This window comes from uncultured Modestobacter sp., from assembly GCF_947486615.1.
GTDB lineage: Bacteria > Actinomycetota > Actinomycetes > Mycobacteriales > Geodermatophilaceae > Modestobacter.
In genome coordinates, this window is the sequence record NZ_CANKUD010000002.1 from 473,834 (window position 1) to 493,019 (window position 19,186).

Genomic DNA, 19,186 nt, shown 5'->3' on the forward strand with positions numbered 1-19,186 from the left:
TGCGTCCGACCTGTTCTGAGAGCCCGCCGTAGCCTGACTCCTCGTGCACCGCCAGCTGACCCTCGTGGCCGCGCCGCCGCCCGAGGCGGCCGCGGCGGTGCTGACCACCGTCTGGCCCGCGCTGCGCCGCGCCCTGGACGGCGCGGCCCCGCTGGCCGTGCTGCCCGCCGGCACCGGCCCGGCCGACGCCGCCCGCGCCGTGCTGGCGCCCGACGACCCGCTCGAGCCGGGCACCGACCTGGTCGTGGTGACCTCCGGGTCGACCGGCACCGGCAAGGGCGTGCTGCTCTCCGCCGCCGCGCTGCGGGCCTCCGCCACCGCCACCCTCGACCGCCTGGGCGGCCCGGGCAGCTGGCTGCTGGCGCTGCCCACCTCGGCGATCGGCGGGCTGCAGGTGCTGGTCCGCAGCGCGCTGGCCGGCCGGGAGCCCGCCGTCCTCACCCGCGGCTCGACCCTGGCCGACGCCGCCGCCCGGCTGCCGGCCGGGGACCGCCGGTACACCGCACTCGTGCCCACCCAGCTGCGCCGGTACCTCGCCGACGAGCCGGAGGTGCTCGCCTCCTTCGACGGCGTGCTGGTCGGCGGCGCCGCCACCGACCCGGGCCTGCTGGACGACGCCCGGGCCGCCGGGGTGCAGGTGCGCACCACCTACGGCATGAGCGAGACCGCGGGCGGCTGCGTCTACGACGGCGTGCCGCTGGCCGGGGTGTCGGTGCGGGTGGCCGAGGGCATAGAGCTGGCCGGCCCGGTGCTGGCGCACGGCTACCGGCGCGACCCGGCCGGCACCGCCGCCGCGTTCGTCGACGGCTGGTTCCGCACCCGGGACGCCGGCGCGTGGGACGGCGGCCGGCTCACCGTGCACGGCCGGCTGGACGACGTGCTGATCAGCGGCGGGGTGAACGTGGCCCCGCAGGCGGTCGAGGCGGTGCTGCGCGCGCACCCCACGATCGCCGACGCCGTGGTCACCGGCCGGCCCGACCCGGAGTGGGGCCAGCGGGTGGTCGCGGCCGTCGTCGCCGCCCCCGGCGCGGTGCCGCAGCTGACCCAGCTGCGGCCCTGGGTGGCCACCCGGCTCGGTGCCGCGGCCGCACCCCGGGAGCTGGTGCTGCTCGACGCCGTCCCCACCCTGCACACCGGCAAGCCCGACCGCCGGTCCGTCGCCGCCCTGCTCACCGAACGCACGACCATCGAACGCACGCCGAAGGGAACCGACTGATGGCGACCCCCGCCCAGTGGCTGGAGGGGGCGCGCCCCCGCACGCTGCCCGCCGCGCTCGCGCCGGTGCTCGTCGGCACGGGCGCCGCCGCCGCCCTCGACGGCTTCCGGCTCGGGCCGGCGCTGCTCGCGCTGGTCGTGGCGCTGTCGCTGCAGGTCGCGGTGAACTACGCCAACGACTACTCCGACGGCAAGCGCGGCACCGACGCCGACCGGGTCGGCCCGATGCGGCTGGTCGGCTCCGGGGCGGCCACCCCGCGGCAGGTGCTGGTCGCGGCGCTGCTGTCCTTCGCGGTGGCCGGGCTGGCGGGGTTGGCGCTGGCGGCGGTGTCCAGCTGGTGGCTGGTCGCCGTGGGCGCGGTGAGCATCCTGGCCGCCTGGACCTACACCGGCGGGCCGATCCCCTACGGCTACCGCGCGCTGGGCGAGGTGTTCGTCTTCGTGTTCTTCGGCCTGGTCGCCGTCGTCGGCACGACGTTCGCCCAGACCGAGACGCTGGACGGGCTGGCCTTCGCCGCCTCGGTGCCGATCGGGTTGCTCTCGGTGGCCCTGCTGGTGGTCAACAACCTGCGCGACGTGCACGGGGACGCCGCCGTCGGCAAGCGCACCCTGGCGGTGCTGCTGGGCGAGGCCCGCACCCGGCTGGCCTACACCGGGCTGCTGGTCGTCGCCTTCGCCGTGGTGGTCGCCATCGGGGTCACCCGCCCCTGGGCGCTGCTCGCGCTGCTGGCCGTGACGCTGGCGGTGCCGCCGGTGCGCACCGTCCTCGGCGGCGGCCGGGGCCCGGTGCTGATCGGGGCGCTCAAGGCCACCGGTCAGCTCACCCTCGCCACCGGCGTCCTGCTCGGCCTGGGCCTCGCCCTCAGCTGACGGAGGCCCCGCTGCTTCGGCCTCGCTGCAGGGTCCCGCCGCGAGCGGAGCGAGGGGTGGGGGGCAGCGAGGTCCTTCTTCAGTCGGTGTCGGTGCCGCGGAGCTCGGCGCGGAGCGCCTCCTTGCGCTCGGCGCGGACCACCAGGGCGGTGGTGAGCTGCTGGCGCACCCGGCCGAGCGCCAGGTAGGAGACCGGCATCGCCAGCAGCACGCCGAAGAGGAAGCCGGGCGTGCCGGGCAGCCCGAGCACCCACAGCAGGGCCACCAGCGCGGCGGCGATGGCCAGCCGGCCCAGGGTGTAGAGCAGCAGCCACTGCACCACCTTCGGCTCACCCGATGCCCCGCCCGCGGGCGCGGTCGCCCCGGTCGCGTTGCCCTGCGGTGTCCTGTCCTGCTCAGCCACGACGGCCCTCCCACTTGGTCGAGAGGACGACGGTGGTGCGGGTCCGCGCCACCCCTCTGATCCGGTTCAACGCGCTGATGGTGTCCTCGAGTGCCCGGATGTCGGGGACGCGCACCTTCAGCACATACCCCTCGCTCCCGGCGACCCGCCAGCAGTCCTCGACCATGGGCAGTTCACCCATGGCCTCCTCCAGGCCGGTGTCGTCGACCTGGTCGCTCTCGATCACCCCGACCAGGGCGGTCACCCCCAGGCCCACGGCGGCCGGGTCGACCACCGCGCGGTAGCCGGTGATGACCCCGGCGGCCTCGAGCTTGCCGATCCGCTCGTGCACCGAGGGCGCCGACAGGCCGACCTGCCGCGCCAGCTCGGCGTAGCTGGCCCGGCCGTTGGCCCGCAGCAGGCTGATCAACTGCTCGTCCACCGCGTCGATGACGGCCTCCGGTCCTGGTGTGCGGGCGCCCCCGACACCGGGTCGAGGCGGCAGGGGGACGGCGTCCGGCCCCCGCGGGGCGAGATCACCGGGTCCGAGTATCGCCGCGGTCGTACATTGGGAGGCGATGAGGGGGGTGGCCTGATGGTCTTCCTGGTGATGTTGGTGATCGCGGTGGCCGTGGTCGTGCTGGTGATGCGGGCGGCGTCCGCGCAGGGCGGCGGTCCCGGGGGTGTCGACCGGCCCGGTCGCCCGCCGCGGCCGACGCGTCCGCCCCGTGGGCAGCGGCCCACCCGGCCGGTCGCGCCGGACGACGATCCGGAGTTCCTCCGCGAGCTCGAACGGCGCACCCGCCGGGACGACGGCAGCCTGAGCTGACCGGCGGCCCCCCAGGGCCGCTCCCGACGGACGACGAGCCGTCAGCCCCACCCGGGGCTGACGGCTCGTGGCGTCCGAGAGGCCGGCTGTGCGCCGGCTGTGCCCGGCTACGCGGCGGTGCTCTGCCGCGCCGCGCTGTCGGACGACGGGCTGCCGCCGCCGAAGAGGCGCCGCCAGCCGAGCTTGCGCCGGGCCGGCCGCGGCTCGGCGCCGGGCTGCGCGTCGGCCGACTGGTCGACCGCCGAGCCGGCTGCGTCCTCGGTGCCGGCGGGCCAGCCGAGGCCGGTGCCCTCACCGGGCTCCCCCGGCCAGCCGAGGCCACCAGGCTCACCGTCGGCCGCCCGGGGTGCACCGGCCAGGTGCCGCGGCTCCCCCGGCTCGACGGCCGCCGACTGCTGCAGCGCGGCAGCGACGAGCGGGTGCACCCCGGCCCCGTCGCCGGCCGCGTGCCTACCCACGGTGATCCCCACGGCGCTCAGTCATGCCGTCAGGATGCCACGATCCGCATGCGACGGGCGAGCCGCAGACGTACCGCACGGTGTCGTTTCACCCATGCGTGACGCTCAGTGAGCGGTTGGGTCGCCCGGTCGGGTCAGCTGACCCCGCCGTAGCTGTGCAGCCCGGTGGAGACCAGGTTGACGAACAGCAGGTTGAAGATCATCACGACCAGCCCGACCACGTTCACCCACGCCGACGGGCGACCGCGCCACCCCGACGTCGTCCGGGCGTGCAGGTAGGCGGCGTAGACGACCCACGCGATGAACGCCCAGGTCTCCTTCGGGTCCCAGCCCCAGAACCGGCCCCAGGCGCTCTCCGCCCAGATCGCCCCGGCGATGACGGCGAAGGTCCAGATCGGGAAGCCGAAGACCGCAGTGCGGTGCGCGGTGCGGTCCAGCGCCGCGGCCGAGGGCAGCCGGTCCAGCAGCGAGGAACCGCCGGCGACCTCCCCGGTGGCGACGCGCTCGTCGTGCCGGGACCGCAGCAGGTACAGCAGGCTCGCGATGCCGCTGACGAAGAAGATGCCGAAGCCCAGCGTGGCGGTGCTGACGTGCACGGCCAGCCACGACGAGCGCAGCGCCGCGACCAGTGGCCCGGTCTCGACGTAGAGGAACAGCCCGATGAGGACCAGTGACAGCACCACCGGGCCCAGCACGAAGACCCCGATGTGCCGCAGCGCCGGCGCCCGGACGGCGAGCACGCCGTAGGCGACCACCGCGACCAGCACGACCGCGGTGGAGAACTCGTACATGTTGCCCCAGGGCAGCCGGTCGGCGGCCAGCCCGCGGAAGACCAGCACGGCGGTGTGGGTGACCGCGCCCAGGCCGGTGAGCACCATGGCCACCAGGCCGAGCCGGCGGGCACGGGCGGGCTCGGCCGCCTCGCCGTCCGGGCCGACGGGCGTCGCGTCGTCCGTTCCTCCGGTCCCGGCGGCGACGAGCTGGCGGCTGCGCGCGGGACGGCCGAAGGCCAGCTCCGCGCAGAAGGCGACCATCGCGAGGGAGTACAGCGCGACGGTGATGGAGAAGAACGTGTCGGACAGCGTGGCCAGCGACTCGTCGATCACGACGGCGGTGCCTCCTCGGCGGACGGGCGGGATGCGGGTGCGCGAGCCGCCAGGGCGGTGCGCAGGTCGTCGGTGAGCGCGGTGAACCGCGGGCCGGTGTCGGCGCTGCCCCGGGTCAGCGAGCCGATCGAGAGCACGGTACCCCCGCCGTCGGGCGCCGGGCCGACGCGGGCGAAGACCCGTTCACGGCGCACCAGCAGCATGCCCAGCAGGCCGACCAGGACGGCGATGGCGGCGCCGAGCACCCAGACCTGGCCGGGGTCGTGGGAGACCTGCAGCGCGGCGAACTGCTGGTAGCCGCTGAAGGTGACCACGGTGCCGTCGGGCAGCGTCAGCGACTCCCCCACCACCAGGTTCGCCCGGGCCTGCTCGGTCAGCGAGCCGCGGTCGATCAGCCGCTGGTCCAGTGAGTAGACCGACTGCGCCAGCCCGGAGTCCAGGCCCAGGTAGCCGGTGTAGACGATGATCCCGACCTGCGGGTCCAGCGGCCGCGGGTCGACGGAGGTGACCACCCCGGCCTGCAGCACCCCGGTCGGGGCGAAGAAGCCCTCGATGGCCAGCTGGTCGGTGCGGCCGGCGCCCAGGTCGGGGAGCTTGAGCACGCCCTGGCTGAGCATGGTGCCCTGGTCGGCGGGGAGGAACGGCGCGGACAGGTCGGAGAACGTCGTCCCGTCGGGGAGCGTGACGGTGAACTCCGGGCTGTATCCGTGCCCGGTGACGTAGACCCGGTCGCCGTCGATCCGCAGCGGGTCGTTGACCCCGATCGTGGTGTCCACCGGCTCGCCGCCGTCCAGCTCGTAGCTGAGGTCGGCCCGGTAGGAGGCCGCGGTGAGGTTCTCCTCGTACTCGGCCTGGAAGTCGGCCAGGTCGACGCAGAGCGGGGAGAGGTCGGCGCTGTCGACCAGCGGACCGGCGGAGTAGGTGTCGTACTGCTGGAAGGCGTTGCAGAAGCCCTGGCCCTCGGTGACCAGGATGCTGCCCTCGTAGCCCCACATCTTCCCGCCGGCCAGGCCGAGCAGCAGGGCCAGCAGGGAGAGGTGGAAGAGCACGTTGCCGGTCTCGCGGAGGTAGCCCTTCTCCGCGGAGACCTCCGGGCCGGACCTGCCCTCCCGGCGGGCGACGCGGAACCGGCGGACCCGCAGCTCCTCCTCCACCACGTCCAGCGCGGCCGGGCCGGCCAGCGTGGTGGGCAGCTCGCCGTGCTCGGGCAGCCGGTGCAGGTGCCGGGGGGCCACCGGCGGCGGCGCGGTCAGCGAGCGGCCGTGCTCCAGTGCCCGGGGCAGCACGCAGCCGATGAGGGAGATGAACAGCAGCAGGTAGATCGCGGCGAACCACGGCGAGCTGAACACGTCGAACAGGAACAACCGGTCCAGCCACGGCCCCAGCGTGGGGTTGTCGGCCAGGTACTGGGTGACGTTGCTCTGCGACAGCGAGCGCTGGGGCAGCAGCGACCCGGGGATCGACGCGACGGCGAGCAGGAAGAGCAGCACCAGCGCGGTGCGCATCGCGGTGAGCTGGCGCCACCAGCGCAGCAGCCGGGCCAGCACCCGGCGGCCGGGCGAGGGCGGGGACGGCGGGGTGGGCGGCGCGGCCGACCGGGGCGGGGCCGTGGTGGTCACAGGAAGGACTCCCCCAGCCCGGAGGCGCCGATCCAGGAGCGCAGCCACTGCATCATCTCGGTCCAGGCACCGGTCACCAGCAGCAGGCCGACGGCGATGAGCACGAACCCGCCGACCCGGGTGACCGTGCGGGCGTTGCGGCGCAGGAAGGACATCGCCCCCACCGCCCAGCGCGCCCCCAGCGCGACCAGTACGAAGGGGACGCCGAGGCCCAGGCAGTAGGCGAGGCCGAGGAACGCACCGCGCCCCACCGTCGCCTCGCTGAAGGCCAGGTTCTGCACGGCGGCCAGCGTCGGACCCAGACACGGCGTCCAGCCCAGGCCGAAGACGACGCCCAGCAGCGGCGCGCCGGCCAGCCCGACCGCGGGCCGCGCGGTGAGCCGGGCGGTGCGCTGCAGGAAGGGCAGCCAGCCCAGGAAGCCCAGCCCGACGACGATGGTGACCAGGCCCATCGCCCGGGTGATCACGTCGTTGTACTCGAGCAGCAGCCGGCCCAGCCCGCCGACCGCGCTGCTGATCGCCACGAACACGACGGTGAAGCCGAGCACGAACAGCGCGGCGCCGAGCACCATCCGGCCGCGGGAAGCCCGCTCGTCGACCGGCCGGACGGCGGTGGCCACGGTCGCCCCGCCTCCCCCGGCCGGGACATCGGCGACCGGGGCGGCGCTCCGAGTTCCGCTGCCGACCAGGCCGGTGACGTAGGACAGGTAGCCGGGGACCAGGGGGAGCACGCAGGGCGAGGCGAAACTGATCAGGCCCGCCAGCGCGGCGACGGCGGCGGCCACCAGCAGCGGTCCGTCGCCGATCAGCTCCTTGATCGCGTCGACCACGGGTCAGGCCTCCTCGGTGAGCGCGGCCAGCACCGATCGCAGATCGTCCTGGCGCACCTCACCGGTGTACACCGCCGCGACCCGGCTGTCCCGGTCCAGCACGATCGTCGAGGGGATGCGGTCCGCCGGGTAGTCGCGGAAGGCCAGCGCCACCTCACCCCGCGGGTCGTAGAGCGAGGGGAAGGTGATGCCCTTGCTCTCCACGAAGGCGTCGGCGAACTGCTGGTTCGTCTCCTTGACGTTCAGCCCGAGGAACTGGACCCCGTCGTCCCGGACCTCCTCGTAGACCTCCTGGAACTCCGGCGTCTCGACCCGGCAGGGCGGGCACCAGGAGCCCCAGAAGTTGAGCACCGCGACGTCGCCGACCAGCTCGGCGGAGTCGTAGTCACCGCCGCCCAGCAGCGTGCCGGAGAACTCCGGCGCGCTCTTCCGCTCCGCCTCGGGGATCACCTCGCCGGCCGGGGTGCTCGCGACGAAGCGGAACTCCCCGCCGTTGTTCACGTCCACCGCGTCGCCGCCGGTGGAGCACCCGGCGGCGAGGAGAGCCGTGGCGCCCAGCGCCGCGGCCAGCCGGCTACGCACCGGGCACCGCGTCCGGGTCGGTGGCGCCGGCGGGCTCGGCGTAGCCGATCCCGACCAGCCGGTCGCCGTCGTAGGTCAGCGAGGTGACGCTGGCCAGGCCGCACTCGCGCCGGCGCGGGTCGTGCAGGTAGCGGCGTCCCTCCAGGTGCAGCCGGACCGTCCAGACCGGCAGCTGGTGGCTCACGCACACCGCGGCGTGCCCGCGGGCGGCGTCCCGGGCGGTGGTGATCGCCCCGAGCATCCGGGCGGCGATCTCCCGGTAGGGCTCGCCCCAGGACGGCGTCCACGGGTTGCGCAGCCGCCACCAGTTGCCCGGGTGCCGCAGTGCCCCGTCACCGACGCCGAAGGTCTTGCCCTCGAAGGAGTTGCCCGCCTCGATCAGCCGCTCGTCGGTGGCGATCTCCAGGCCCAGGGTGTCGGCGATCGGCTGCGCGGTCTGCTGGGCGCGCTCCAGCGGGCTGGCCACCAGGTGGGTGACGTCCCGGTCGGCGAACCAGGCGGCCGCGGTCCGGGCCATGCCCTCGCCGGCCTCGCTCAGCCGGTAGCCGGGCAGCCGGCCGTAGAGCACGCCGGCGGGGTTGTGCACCTCGCCGTGCCGCATCAGGTGGACGACGGTCGTCTCGCTCACGAGCTCTCCTCGCTGGCGCTCGTCGTGCGCGTTCGCGCAGCTGCTGTGCACATCGGTTCGCTCGCACGCTCGCTCACGGCTGCAGCTCCTGGGCGTCGGTGGAGACCGGCGAGGGCGCGGGGCCACCGGCGGCGGCCGCGGCGGCCTGCGCGGCGGCGGGCAGCGCGGCGAGCACGTGCTCCACCGCCTCGTCGTCCAGCGCCGCGCTGACGAACCACGCCTCGAACGCCGACGGCGGCAGGTAGACCCCGCGGGCGAGCATGGCGTGGAAGAAGGCGGTGTGCGCCGCGACGTCCTGGGTGCGGGCGTCGGCGTAGTCACGCACCTGCCGCTCGTCGGGCACGAAGAACACCGAGAACATCGAGCCGGCCTGCTGCACCCGGTGCGGCACCCCGGCGGCGAACAGCGCGGCGCTGGCGGCGCCGCGCAGGGTGGCGGCCACCGAGTCGCAGTGCGCGTAGACCTCGTCGGTGCACAACCGCAGGGTGGTGAGCCCGGCGGCGACGGCGACCGGGTTACCGGCCAACGTGCCCGCCTGGTAGACCGGGCCGGCGGGGGCCAGGTGGTCCATCACGTCGGCGCGGCCGCCGAAGGCCGCAGCCGGCATGCCGCCGCCCATGACCTTGCCGAAGGTGAACAGGTCGGCGTCCACCGGGTCCAGGCCGTACCAGCCGGCGCGGGACACCCGGAAGCCGGTCATCACCTCGTCGACCAGCAGCAGTGCGCCGTGTGCCGCGGTGATCCGCCGCAGGTGGGCGTTGAACCCGTCCAGCGGCGGGACGACGCCCATGTTGCCGGGGGCGGCCTCGGTGACGACGCAGGCGATCTGGTCACCGCGCTCGGCGAACACCGCCTCGACCGCGGCGACGTCGTTGTAGGGCAGCACGATCGTGTCGGCCGCCGCGCCGGTGGTGACGCCGGGGGTGTCGGGGAGCCCGAGCGTGGCCACCCCCGAGCCGGCGGAGGCGAGCAGGGCGTCGACGTGGCCGTGGTAGCAGCCGGCGAACTTCACGATCAGCGGGCGGCCGGTGTACCCGCGGGCCAGCCGCACCGCCGACAGCACCGCCTCGGTGCCGGAGTTGACCAGCCGCACCCGCTCGACCGGGGCCACCCGGCCGGCGATCTCCTCGGCGAGCTCGGCCTCCGCGGCGGTCGGCGTGCCGAAGGTGAAGCCGTTGCGCGCCGCGGCGGTGACGGCGGCGACGACCTCGGGGTGCGCGTGCCCCAGGATCATCGGCCCCCAGGAGGCGACCAGGTCGACGTAGCGGCGGCCGTCGGCGTCGGTCAGCCACGGGCCGGACGCCGAGGCCATGAACCGCGGGGTTCCCCCGACGGCCCGGAAGGCCCGCACCGGGGAGTTCACGCCACCGGGCGTCACCCGCCCGGCCCGCTCGAACAGCTCTGCCGACACCGGGGCCTCGTACGGGTAGGGCTCAGTCACGGTGCCACTCTCCCAGGCCCGGCTGTGTCCGTGCCGCCGGCAGGGTGGGCGGTGAGCAGCGCCACGCTCAGCTCCCGCGGTACGCGGGTCGGCACGAGCACCGTCGTCCCGTCGGTGCGGCGCAGCGGCAGCCCCGCGCGGCCCCGGGGCAGCGACCAGCCGCCGCCCAGCACCGGTGCGCCGGCGTCCACCCCGGCCGTGCCGTCGCGGACCGCGCGCAGGTGCCCGGCGTCCACCTCGGTGAGCGACAGCCGCTCCCGGCCGACCCGCAGCACCGCCTCGGGACCGCGGCCCTCCAGCCGGACGGTCCACGCCCGGCGGGCCGCCAGGCAGCCGGCGGCCACCAGGCCCAGCACGAGCACCACGACGGCGCCGACCGCCAGGGCGGGCACGTCGAGGGCGAGCGCACCGGCGGCCAGCACCGCCAGCGCGGCCGCGGTCAGCCAGAACGGCCGCCACGAGCCCCCGGGCTCGGCGAAGCGCACGCCGTCCGGGGGCGGTGACGTGCTGGAACGGCCCCGCTGCAGGGACCCGGCACGAGCTTGCGAGTGCCGGGGGGCAGCGGGGTCCTTCATCAGCGCAGCCAGCGGGCGGCCTCGACCGCCCAGTAGGTGAGCACCGAGCCCGCGCCCGCGCGGCGGATCGAGGTCAGGGACTCCAGGACGGCGCGCTCGCGGTCGATCCAGCCGTTCGCGGCGGCTGCCTCGACCATCGCGTACTCCCCGCTCACCTGGTACGCGCTGACCGGCACGTCGACGGCGTCGGCCACCTTGGCGACGATGTCCAGGTAGGGCCCGGCCGGCTTGACCATGACCGCGTCGGCGCCCTCGACGAGGTCCTGGGCGACCTCGCGCAGCGCCTCGTCGGTGTTCGGCGGGTCCATCTGGTAGGTCGACCGGTCGCCGAACTGCGGCGCCCCTTCGGCCGCCTCGCGGAAGGGCCCGTAGAAGCCCGAGGCGTACTTGGCGGCGTAGGCCAGGATCGGCGTCTCGGTGAAGGCGGCGCTGTCCAGCCCGGCGCGGATCGCCGCCACCTGGCCGTCCATCATCCCGCTGGGGGCGATGACGTGCGCCCCGGCCTGGGCCTGCGCGATCGCGACGGCGGCGTACCGGTCCAGCGTCGGGTCGTTGTCGACCACGCCGGCCGGGGTGACCACGCCGCAGTGGCCGTGGTCGGTGTACTCGCACAGGCACAGGTCGGCCATCAGCACCAGCTCGTCGCCGAGGTCGGCCCGCAGCTGCTGTAGGGCGACGTTGACGATCCCGTCGGCGGCGTCGGCCTGCGAGCCGACGGCGTCCTTCTCCGCCGGGATGCCGAACAGCATCAGCCCGCTGATCCCCGCCTCGGCCGCCTCGGCGGCGGCCTTCCGCAGCGAGTCCAGCGAGTGCTGGACGACGCCGGGCATCGAGCCGATCGGCACCGGCTCGGTGATGTCCTGCTTGACGAACACCGGCAGGACCAGGTCGGCCGGCGCGAGCCGGGTCTGCGCCGTCCACCGGCGCATCGCCGGCGTCGAGCGCAGCCGACGACCCCGGGCGAAGCCCGGGTTCGCCCCGCCCCGGCCGGAGGTCACTTGGACTCCCCAGCCTCCGCCTCGGCCCGCCGGGCCTGGGCGAACTCGGCCAGCGCATCGACCAGCGGCCCGACGGCCGCCGTCTCGGGCTGGACGTCGACCCGCAGGCCGAACTCGGTGGCGCTGGCCGCGGTGGCCGGGCCGATCACCGAGACGACGGTGCGGGCGTGCGGCTTGCCGGCGATGCCGACCAGGTTGCGCACCGTGGAGGACGAGGTGAAGCAGACGGCGTCGAAGCCACCGCCCTTGATCGCCTCGCGCACCGCGGCCGGCGGCGGCGCCGCCCGGACCGTCCGGTAGGCGGTGACGTCGTCGATCTCCCAGCCGCGCTCCTTGAGCCCGGCGGCGAGGGTCTCGGTGGCGATGTCGGCGCGGGGCAGCAGCACCCGGTCGATCGGGTCGAACACGTCGTCGTAGGGCGGGAAGTCGGCCAGCAGGCCCTCGCTGGACTGCTCACCGCTGGGCACCAGCTCGGGCACGATGCCGAACTCGCGCACCGCGTCGGCGGTCTGCTGCCCGACGCAGGCGACCTTGACCCCGGCGAAGGCGCGGGCGTCCAGGCCGAGCTCGGTGAACTTCTCCCGCACCGCGCGCACGGCGTTGGTGGAGGTGAAGACGATCCAGCCGTAGCGGCCGGTGACCAGTCCCTTGACGGCGCGGTCCATCTGGGCCGGGCTGCGCGGGGGCTCGACGGCGATGGTCGGCACCTCGACCGGCACGGCGCCGTAGGCGCGCAGCCGCTCGCTCATGTCGCCGGCCTGCTCCTTGGTGCGCGGCACCAGCACCCGCCAGCCGAACAGCGGGCGGCTCTCCCACCAGGAGAGCTTGGCGCGCTTGTCGACGGCCGAGCCGACGGTGACCACGACCGATCCGGTGAGGGAGTCCAGCCCGGCGCTCTTCTCGGCGACCGCGGACAGCTTGGCGGCCACGCTCTTCTGCGCGGTGCCGGTGCCCTCGGTGGTGACCAGCACCGGCGTGTTGCCGGGCATCCCGCCCTCGACCAGGCCGGCCGCGGTGGAGGCCAGTTGCTCGGCGTTCGCCTGCAGCACCAGCGGGCTGCCGGTGCCGGTCGCGGCGGCGGCGAGAGCTGCCAGGTCGACGGTGGCGTCGACCGGACGCAGGTCGGCGTGCACCGAACCCGCGCCCAGCGGCACCCCGGCGTAGGCCGGCACGGCGGTGCCGATCGCGACGCCCGGGACGACGTCGAACGGCACGCTGGTGCGGGTGACGGCCAGCGCCTCCTTCACCACGGCGTCGCTGGTGAACGGGTCACCGGCGATCAGCCGGACGACGACCGAGCCGTTCTTGGCGGCCGCGACCGCGCCCTTGGCGACGTCTGCGGGCTCGCCGCTGACGGTGGTCAGCTCGAGGTCCGGGTGGGCCTCCTGCAGCGCCTCGCGCACGGCGGCGGAGACGTCCGGGTCGGCCAGCACCGTGTCGGCACCGGCGATCGCGGCGCTGGCCCGGGCGGTCAGCAGCTCCGGGTCACCGGGCCCGGCGCCGACGAAGACGACCGTGCCCTTCCCGTTGCCGTTCTGCTTGCGTGAGCGCGTCATCGCGTGCTCCTGTTCCTGCCCCTGGTGGGGGTCGCTGCGGGTGGTACGGGACGGTTGGGGCGGGCGGCGCACCGGGCGCCGGCCGCGGGGTGGGGGCTCATCGGCCCAGCGGAGCTCATCGGCCCAGCGGAGCTCATCGGCCCAGCGCCATGAGCGTGGCGGCACCGCGGTCGAGCAGCTCCTCGGCGAGCCGGCGGCCCAGCGCCTCGGCCTCGACGGCCGGCCCGGTGGCCGACCCCCGGACGCCGTCGCTGCCGTCGATCGCGGTGACCGAGGCACGCAGGTAGAGCTCGGCGCTGCCGTCCTCGGCCTCGGCCAGCTCGGCGTGCGCGGCCACCGGCGCGCTGCAGCCGGCCTCCAGTGCCGCGAGCACCGAGCGCTCGGCGGCGACGCAGGAGCGGGCGGACGGGTCGTCGAGGGCGGCGAGCAGCTCGCGCACCCGGGTGTCGTCGGTGCGGCACTCGACGGCGAGGGCACCCTGCGCCGGCGCCGGGAGCACCTGGATCGGGTCGAGCACCTCGGTGACCGCTGCCATCCGGTCCAGCCGGGCCAGCCCGGCCCGGGCCAGCACGACGGCGTCCAGCTCGCCGGAGGTGACCTTGCCCATCCGGGTGTCCACGTTGCCGCGGATCGGCACGACCTCCAGCCCGAGCCCCAGGGCACGCAGCTGCGCCATCCGGCGGGGTGCGCCGGTACCGACCCGGGAGCCGGGGGGAAGCTCGCCGAGGGTGAGGCCGTCGCGGGCCACCAGGACGTCGCGCGGGTCCTGCCGCGGGGGGACGGCGGCCACGGTGAGCCCGGGGGCGGCGGCGGTCGGCAGGTCCTTGAAGCTGTGCACGGCCAGGTCGACGGTGTGCGAGTTCAGCGCGTCCCGAAGGGCGCTGACGAAGACGCCGGTGCCACCGAGCTGGCTGATCGCCTCGGTCGACCGGTCACCGAAGGTGCTCACGTGCACCAGCTCCACGGGCACGCCGCTGGCTGCCGTCAGCGCATCGGCGACGTGCTGGGACTGGGTCAGCGCCAGCTGGCTGGCCCGGGTGCCCAGCCGCAGCGGTGCCTGCGCGGCGGTCACGCGGCACCGCCGGCGCGACCGTCGCGGGCGGCGTCGATCCGCGGGTCCAGCGCCGACAGCGGGGTGCCGGCCGGCAGCTGCGGGTCGACGGTGACGGCGTCGGAGAGGGTGGCTCGGTCGCCGTCCAGGCCGAGGCCGAAGAGGGCGCGCAGCGCGTCGGCGTAGTCGGTGCCGCCGGGGGCACTGGCCAGCTCCTTGACCCGCACGGTCGGCTCGTGCAGCAGCTTGTCGACCACCCGGCGCACGGTGCGGGCGATCTCGCTGCGGGACCTGGCGTCCAGGTCCGGCAGCCGGGTGGACAGTCGCAGCAGCTCGGCGTCGACGACCTCGGCGGCCTGGCTGCGCAGCGCGGAGACGGTCGGGGCCACCGCGGCGGCCTGCCGCTCGGCGCGCAGCAGCGAGGTCTCCAGCTCGACCAGGGCGTGCGCGGCGGCGATGTCGTCGGCGGCCACCGAGCCCTCGACCGGCCGGCCGGGGTGCGCGGCGCGCTCGCCCTGCAGCATCGCCAGGTCCACGACGTGCACGCCGGGCAGTGCGGCGACACCCGGGTCGACGTCCCGGGGCAGCGCGAGGTCCACGATCGCCAGCGGCCGGCCGTCCCGGGCCGCCAGCGCGGCGCTGACCACGTCGGTGCCGATGACCGTGCCGGTGGCGCCGGTGCAGGTGACCAGCACGTCGGCCGCGGCGAGCTCCGCGGGCAGCTCCTCCAGGTCGGCCTGCCGGCCGCCGATCGCCTCGGCCAGCCGGGCGGCACTGGCCGGCGTCCGGCTGCTGACCGTGACCGCGGCACCGCGCCGGGCGAGCGTGGTCGCGGCCAGCGCGCCCATCGACCCGGCGCCGACGACCAGCACCGGACGGCCGGCGAGCTCACCGAGGACCTCGGTCACCCGGTCCAGCGCGACCGAGACCAGCGAGGCGCCGGCCCGGTCGATGCCGGTCTCGGCGTGCACCCGCTTGCCGACCCGTAGCGCCCGCTGGGCGATCGGGTGCAGCTCGCGGCCGACCGTGCCCTCCTCCTGGGCCAGCGCGTAGGCGGCCCGGAGCTGGCCGAGCACCTGGGTCTCTCCCACGACCATCGAGTCCAGGCCCGCGGCGACGGTGCACAGGTGCCCGATCGCCTGGTCCTCGTAGTAGACGGTGACGTACGGGGAGAGCTCCTCCACCGTGGCGCCGGCGTGCCGGGCGAGCACCCGGCTGACGTCGGTGACCCCGCCGTGGAACCGGTCGACCTCGGCGAACACCTCGATCCGGTTGCAGGTGGCCAGCACGATGGCCTCGCTGACGTGGTCGCTGTCGACCAGCTCGTGCAGCGTCTTGACCTTGTCGTCACCGGTCATGCTCACCTGCTCGAGCAGGGAGACCGGGGCGGTCTGGTGGCTGATGCCGACGGCGAGCAGGCTCATCGGACACCGCCCTGGGCGGTGGCCCGCACCGGGGCCAGCACCGGCGGCACGCCGTCCCGCTGCTGGTCCAGGAAGGCCAGCACCTGCAGCTCCACCGAGAGGTCCACCTTCCGGACGTCGACCCCGGCAGGGACCGACAACGCCACCGGCGCGAAGTTCAAGATGCTCCTCACCCCGGCCGCGACCAGGCGGTCGCAGACCGACTGGGCCACGTCGGCCGGTGTCGTGATGACCCCGATGGTCGCCTGGGTCTCGGCGACGAGCCCCTCCAGCTCGGCCACCGGGCGGACGGTCAGCCCACCCACCTGGTGCCCGACCGTCGCCGGGTCGGTGTCGAGCAGGCCGACGAACTGGAAGCCGCGACTGGCGAACCCGCTGTAGTCGGCCAGCGCCGACCCCAGCCGGCCGATGCCGACCAGCACGCAGGCCCGCGAGCGCTCACCGCCGAGCGCGTCGGTCAGCCGGTCCCGCAGGCCGGCCACGGAGTACCCGACACCGCGCACGCCACACGGACCCAGGTAGGACAGGTCCTTGCGCAGCCCGGCGGGGTTCACCCCTGCGGCGGAGGCGAGCTCGCCGGAGGAGACGTGGCTGCGACCGCCGTCGGCGAGACCGGCCAGCACCCGCAGGTACACGGCCAGCCGGGCGACGGTGGCCTCCGGCACGATCCGGGGCCGCGACTCGGGCACGGGCAGACTCCACAGCGATCCGGTCACGACCGGCGGGAGCCGGGGACGACCGGGGGGACTCAGGGGGCAGACGGGCGCTTCGGCGCCCGGCAAACGCCACGGTAACCGCTTGTGAACGCCTGAACAAAGTCGCCGACCGCGTCTGCGCAGGTCGGCGGGGTCGGTTGTGGTGAGGACCACCCCGCCCGCCACTCCGTCGGGTGGCGGATCAGCTCGGGCCGGGCACCCCGAGGTCACGCCGCAGCCGGACGACGTCCACGGTGAAGTGGCTGTGCTCCCGGCCGTCCAGCAGCACCACCGGCACCCGGTCGCCGTACTCGGCGCGCAGCTCGACGTCGGCGTCGACGTCCACCAGCTCGACGCCCAGGCCGGCCTCCCCGCCGATCCGGGTGAGCGTCTCCGCGGCGACGACGCACAGGTGGCAGCCCGCGCGGGTCAGCAGCTGCAGCCGCTGCTCAGGCACCGTCGTCCTCCGTCGCGGCCGCGGCCGCCGCCCGCTCCAGCCCCAGCTCGCGCAGCCGGGCCCGGCTGACCTTGCCGGCCAGCGAGTGCGGCAGCTCGGGCACGAAGTGCACGGCCACCGGCACCTTGAACCGGGCCAGCGACCGGCCGGCGTGCTCCCGCAGCTCGGCCTCGGTGACCTCCGCGCCCGGTGCCCGGACGACGACGGCGTGCACCGCCTCCCCGGTCTTCTGGTCCGGGACGCCGATCACCGCGCTCTCGGCGATGCCCGGGTGCTCGCCCAGCACCCGCTCGACCTCGCCGGGGTAGACGTTGAACCCGCTCACCAGCACCAGGTCCCGCCGCCGGTCGACCAGCTTCAGGTCACCCGCGGCGTCCCGGTAGGCGATGTCCCCGGTCAGCAGCCAGCCCTCGGCGTCCGGGCCGTCGGCGCCGTCGGGCCAGTAGCCGCTGAAGAGGTTCGGCCCGCGGACGGAGATCTCCCCGGCCTCGTCCTCGCCGTCGCCGTCCTCGTCGGTGAACGGGTCGCCGAACACGTCGGCGCGCACCCGGGTGCCCGGGTCCGGGCCCGCGGTCGGCCCGCCGGCGGTGTCCCGCAGCACCAGCTCGATCCCCGGCAGCGGTCCGCCGATGCACTCGGGCTTGGCCCGGCCGGTGGCCAGGGTGCTGGCCAGCACCGGCGCCGCCTCGGTGAGGCCGTAGCCCTCCCAGACCGTCACGGCGGCGCGGGTCCGCATCGCCTCGAACAGCGCACCGGGCATGGGGGCCGCGCCGCAGCTGGCGGTGCGCACGGCGGCGAACCCGCGCCGCAGCACGGCATCGCTGCCCGCCGCGTCGGCCAGCGCCAGCCAGGCCGCGTACATCGGCGGCGCCCCGGGCACCGCGCTGACCTCCTCGGCCGCCATCAGCGCGAGGGTGGCGGCGGGGTCGAACTCCCGGACGACGACGGCGCAGGCCGCGGTGGCCGCGACCAGGCCCCAGCCGCTGTTGAAGCCGTAGACGTGGAACAGCGGCAGCACGAGCAGCACCCGGTCCCCGGCGCGCACCGGCGGCGGGTCGAGGGCCAGCAGCTGCCGCTGATTGGCCAGCAACGCGGCGTGGGTGAGCATCGCGCCGCGGGGCAGGCCGGTGGTGCCGCTGGTGTAGGCCAGCAGGGCCAGCGCCGCCGGGTCCTCGGGGTCCGCCGGAGCCGGGCCGTCGGCCGTGGGCCGGCCGACCACCACCGGCACGCCGGCCAGCTCGGGCCGGGCCCGCGGGACCACCAGCAGCCGGGCCCCGGAGTCGGTGAGCAGGTGCTCGACCTCGGGGTCGGTGAAGGCGGTGTTGACCGGCACGACGACGAGGCCGGCGCGCAGCGCGCCCATCACCGCGACCACCCAGTCGACGCCGTTGGGCAGCTGGACGGCGACCCGGTCGCCGGCGGCCAGGCCCCGGGCGGCGTACCCGGCGGCGGACCGGTCGACCAGCGCGTCGACCTCCGACCAGGTCAGCCGCTGCTCACCGGCGACCAGGGCCGGGGAGCTGCCCGCGGTGCGCGCGGCCCGCCGGACCAGCGCGGAGAAGGAGCGCACCTCGTCGTCCGGCACCTCGTCGACCGGCACAGGGACCTCCGCGGGAGCATCGGCCGTCTCGGACGGCAGGAACGTGGACGCAGCGGCACGATGTTGTCATCACGGCCCCCGGGGCGCAGCCTCCCCTCCTGCGCGACACGGTGGCCGACGTCCGGGTCCGTCGGCCCGGCGGGCGGGAGGAGGCGCGGACCGGCATGACCCGCTCCCTGCCCGCGGCAGCGTCCGCAACCCGCCCGGCGCCCCGGCTCCGGCACGGTCCGGTCCCGCGCCCACCGGCCGACGACGCCGTCGTCCCCACCCCGTCGCGTGCCGCCGCAACCGACCAGGACGACGTCTGGGAGCTGGTCCGGTGCGCCCAGTCCGGTGACCGGGACGGGTTCGGCCGGCTCTACGACCGCTACGCCGGGGTCGTCTTCCGCTACGTGCTCCCCCGGGTCGCCGACCGGGCGACCGCCGAGGACCTGACCAGCGAGACGTTCGTGCGTGCGCTGCGCCGCATCGACTCGCTGTCCTTCCAGGGCCGGGACGTCGGTGCCTGGCTGGTGACCATCGCCCGCAACCTCGTGCTGGACCACGTGAAGAGCAGCCGGTACCGGCTGGAGGTCAGCACCGCCGACATGCGGGAGGTCGACCGGGCCACCGACGGCCCGGAGGACGCGGTGCTGCGCCGGATGGCCTCGGCCGAGGTGCTCGCCGGGGTCCAGCAGCTGTCGGTGGACCAGCGCGACTGCCTGGTGCTGCGGTTCCTGCACGGGCTGTCGGTGGCCGAGACCGCCGTCGCGATGGGCCGCAAGGACGGCGCGGTGAAGGCGCTGCAGCACCGGGCGGTGCGCCGGCTGGCGACGCTGCTGCCCGACATCCCCCGGTGACCGGCCCGCGACGCGCCACGGGTGGGCCGAC

The 19,186-nt window shown here is 75.7% G+C and carries 21 protein-coding genes; 4 read left to right on the forward strand and 17 right to left on the reverse strand.

Annotation, left to right across the window (positions count from 1 at the left end; all coding sequences use genetic code 11):
* Positions 1-43 precede the first annotated feature (43 nt).
* On the forward strand, positions 44-1,216 hold the full coding sequence (menE, locus tag Q1A09_RS05560) for an o-succinylbenzoate--CoA ligase (RefSeq protein ID WP_299952465.1): 1,173 nt from the start codon (positions 44-46) through the stop codon (positions 1,214-1,216).
* Positions 1,216-2,085: a 1,4-dihydroxy-2-naphthoate polyprenyltransferase gene (locus Q1A09_RS05565; RefSeq protein WP_299952466.1), complete on the forward strand. Its 870-nt coding sequence runs from the start codon at positions 1,216-1,218 to the stop codon at positions 2,083-2,085. The genes menE and Q1A09_RS05565 overlap by 1 nt, the downstream gene beginning before the upstream one ends.
* Before the next feature lie 79 nt (positions 2,086-2,164).
* On the opposite strand, the gene Q1A09_RS05570 is transcribed toward Q1A09_RS05565, so the two are convergent.
* On the reverse strand, positions 2,165-2,488 hold the full coding sequence (locus Q1A09_RS05570; RefSeq protein ID WP_299952467.1) for a DUF4229 domain-containing protein: 324 nt from the start codon (positions 2,486-2,488) through the stop codon (positions 2,165-2,167).
* Positions 2,481-2,909, reverse strand: a complete 429-nt coding sequence (locus Q1A09_RS05575; RefSeq protein WP_299952468.1) for an Lrp/AsnC family transcriptional regulator — start codon at positions 2,907-2,909, stop codon at positions 2,481-2,483. The genes Q1A09_RS05570 and Q1A09_RS05575 overlap by 8 nt, the downstream gene beginning before the upstream one ends.
* Positions 2,910-3,062: 153 nt before the next feature.
* Here Q1A09_RS05575 and Q1A09_RS05580 point away from each other — a divergent pair, with 153 nt between their 5' ends.
* Positions 3,063-3,296: a hypothetical protein gene (locus tag Q1A09_RS05580; protein WP_299952469.1), complete on the forward strand. Its 234-nt coding sequence runs from the start codon at positions 3,063-3,065 to the stop codon at positions 3,294-3,296.
* Between the two features lie 107 nt (positions 3,297-3,403).
* Here the strand turns inward: Q1A09_RS05580 and Q1A09_RS05585 are convergent, their stop codons facing one another.
* The 15 genes from Q1A09_RS05585 to Q1A09_RS05655 all read right to left on the reverse strand — a co-directional run bounded on the left by Q1A09_RS05585 (position 3,404) and on the right by Q1A09_RS05655 (position 18,316).
* The gene (locus tag Q1A09_RS05585) at positions 3,404-3,754 is read right to left on the reverse strand and encodes a hypothetical protein (protein WP_299952470.1); all 351 of its coding nucleotides are present in this window, start codon (positions 3,752-3,754) and stop codon (positions 3,404-3,406) included.
* A 134-nt stretch (positions 3,755-3,888) separates the two neighbouring features.
* Entirely contained in the window at positions 3,889-4,860 is a 972-nt protein-coding gene (gene ccsB / locus Q1A09_RS05590) for a c-type cytochrome biogenesis protein CcsB (protein WP_299952472.1), read from the reverse strand.
* On the reverse strand, positions 4,857-6,479 hold the full coding sequence (locus Q1A09_RS05595) for a cytochrome c biogenesis protein ResB (protein ID WP_299952473.1): 1,623 nt from the start codon (positions 6,477-6,479) through the stop codon (positions 4,857-4,859). The genes ccsB and Q1A09_RS05595 overlap by 4 nt, the downstream gene beginning before the upstream one ends.
* Positions 6,476-7,309 (reverse strand): cytochrome c biogenesis CcdA family protein, encoded by an 834-nt coding sequence (locus Q1A09_RS05600; RefSeq protein ID WP_299952474.1) that lies wholly within the window; start codon positions 7,307-7,309, stop codon positions 6,476-6,478. Before Q1A09_RS05600 ends, Q1A09_RS05595 begins: the two co-directional genes overlap by 4 nt.
* Positions 7,310-7,312: 3 nt before the next feature.
* Positions 7,313-7,891 carry a TlpA disulfide reductase family protein gene (locus Q1A09_RS05605; RefSeq protein WP_299952475.1) on the reverse strand — a complete coding sequence of 193 codons (579 nt, stop codon included), beginning with the start codon at positions 7,889-7,891 and terminating at the stop codon, positions 7,313-7,315.
* Positions 7,884-8,492 (reverse strand): histidine phosphatase family protein, encoded by a 609-nt coding sequence (locus Q1A09_RS05610; RefSeq protein ID WP_366139759.1) that lies wholly within the window; start codon positions 8,490-8,492, stop codon positions 7,884-7,886. The genes Q1A09_RS05605 and Q1A09_RS05610 overlap by 8 nt, the downstream gene beginning before the upstream one ends.
* Positions 8,493-8,592: 100 nt before the next feature.
* Complete coding sequence (gene hemL, locus Q1A09_RS05615; RefSeq protein WP_299952477.1) at positions 8,593-9,960, reverse strand: glutamate-1-semialdehyde 2,1-aminomutase; 1,368 nt, start codon at positions 9,958-9,960, stop codon at positions 8,593-8,595.
* Positions 9,957-10,445: a hypothetical protein gene (locus Q1A09_RS05620; RefSeq protein WP_299952478.1), complete on the reverse strand. Its 489-nt coding sequence runs from the start codon at positions 10,443-10,445 to the stop codon at positions 9,957-9,959. The genes hemL and Q1A09_RS05620 overlap by 4 nt, the downstream gene beginning before the upstream one ends.
* An 89-nt stretch (positions 10,446-10,534) precedes the next feature.
* Positions 10,535-11,533 carry a porphobilinogen synthase gene (gene hemB, locus Q1A09_RS05625; RefSeq protein ID WP_299952479.1) on the reverse strand — a complete coding sequence of 333 codons (999 nt, stop codon included), beginning with the start codon at positions 11,531-11,533 and terminating at the stop codon, positions 10,535-10,537.
* A complete protein-coding gene (locus Q1A09_RS05630) occupies positions 11,530-13,089 on the reverse strand; it encodes a uroporphyrinogen-III synthase (RefSeq protein ID WP_299952480.1) in 1,560 nt (519 codons plus the stop codon). The genes hemB and Q1A09_RS05630 overlap by 4 nt, the downstream gene beginning before the upstream one ends.
* Before the next feature lie 133 nt (positions 13,090-13,222).
* On the reverse strand, positions 13,223-14,161 hold the full coding sequence (gene hemC, locus Q1A09_RS05635) for a hydroxymethylbilane synthase (RefSeq protein WP_299952481.1): 939 nt from the start codon (positions 14,159-14,161) through the stop codon (positions 13,223-13,225).
* Entirely contained in the window at positions 14,158-15,564 is a 1,407-nt protein-coding gene (locus Q1A09_RS05640; RefSeq protein ID WP_299952483.1) for a glutamyl-tRNA reductase, read from the reverse strand. Before Q1A09_RS05640 ends, hemC begins: the two co-directional genes overlap by 4 nt.
* Positions 15,561-16,253 carry a redox-sensing transcriptional repressor Rex gene (locus Q1A09_RS05645; RefSeq protein WP_299952484.1) on the reverse strand — a complete coding sequence of 231 codons (693 nt, stop codon included), beginning with the start codon at positions 16,251-16,253 and terminating at the stop codon, positions 15,561-15,563. The genes Q1A09_RS05640 and Q1A09_RS05645 overlap by 4 nt, the downstream gene beginning before the upstream one ends.
* A 208-nt stretch (positions 16,254-16,461) precedes the next feature.
* Positions 16,462-16,716 carry a glutaredoxin family protein gene (locus tag Q1A09_RS05650; RefSeq protein ID WP_299952485.1) on the reverse strand — a complete coding sequence of 85 codons (255 nt, stop codon included), beginning with the start codon at positions 16,714-16,716 and terminating at the stop codon, positions 16,462-16,464.
* On the reverse strand, positions 16,709-18,316 hold the full coding sequence (locus Q1A09_RS05655; RefSeq protein ID WP_299952486.1) for an AMP-binding protein: 1,608 nt from the start codon (positions 18,314-18,316) through the stop codon (positions 16,709-16,711). Before Q1A09_RS05655 ends, Q1A09_RS05650 begins: the two co-directional genes overlap by 8 nt.
* 164 nt (positions 18,317-18,480) lie before the next feature.
* Here Q1A09_RS05655 and Q1A09_RS05660 point away from each other — a divergent pair, with 164 nt between their 5' ends.
* Entirely contained in the window at positions 18,481-19,155 is a 675-nt protein-coding gene (locus Q1A09_RS05660; protein ID WP_299952487.1) for a sigma-70 family RNA polymerase sigma factor, read from the forward strand.
* The last annotated feature ends 31 nt before the right edge of the window (positions 19,156-19,186 follow it).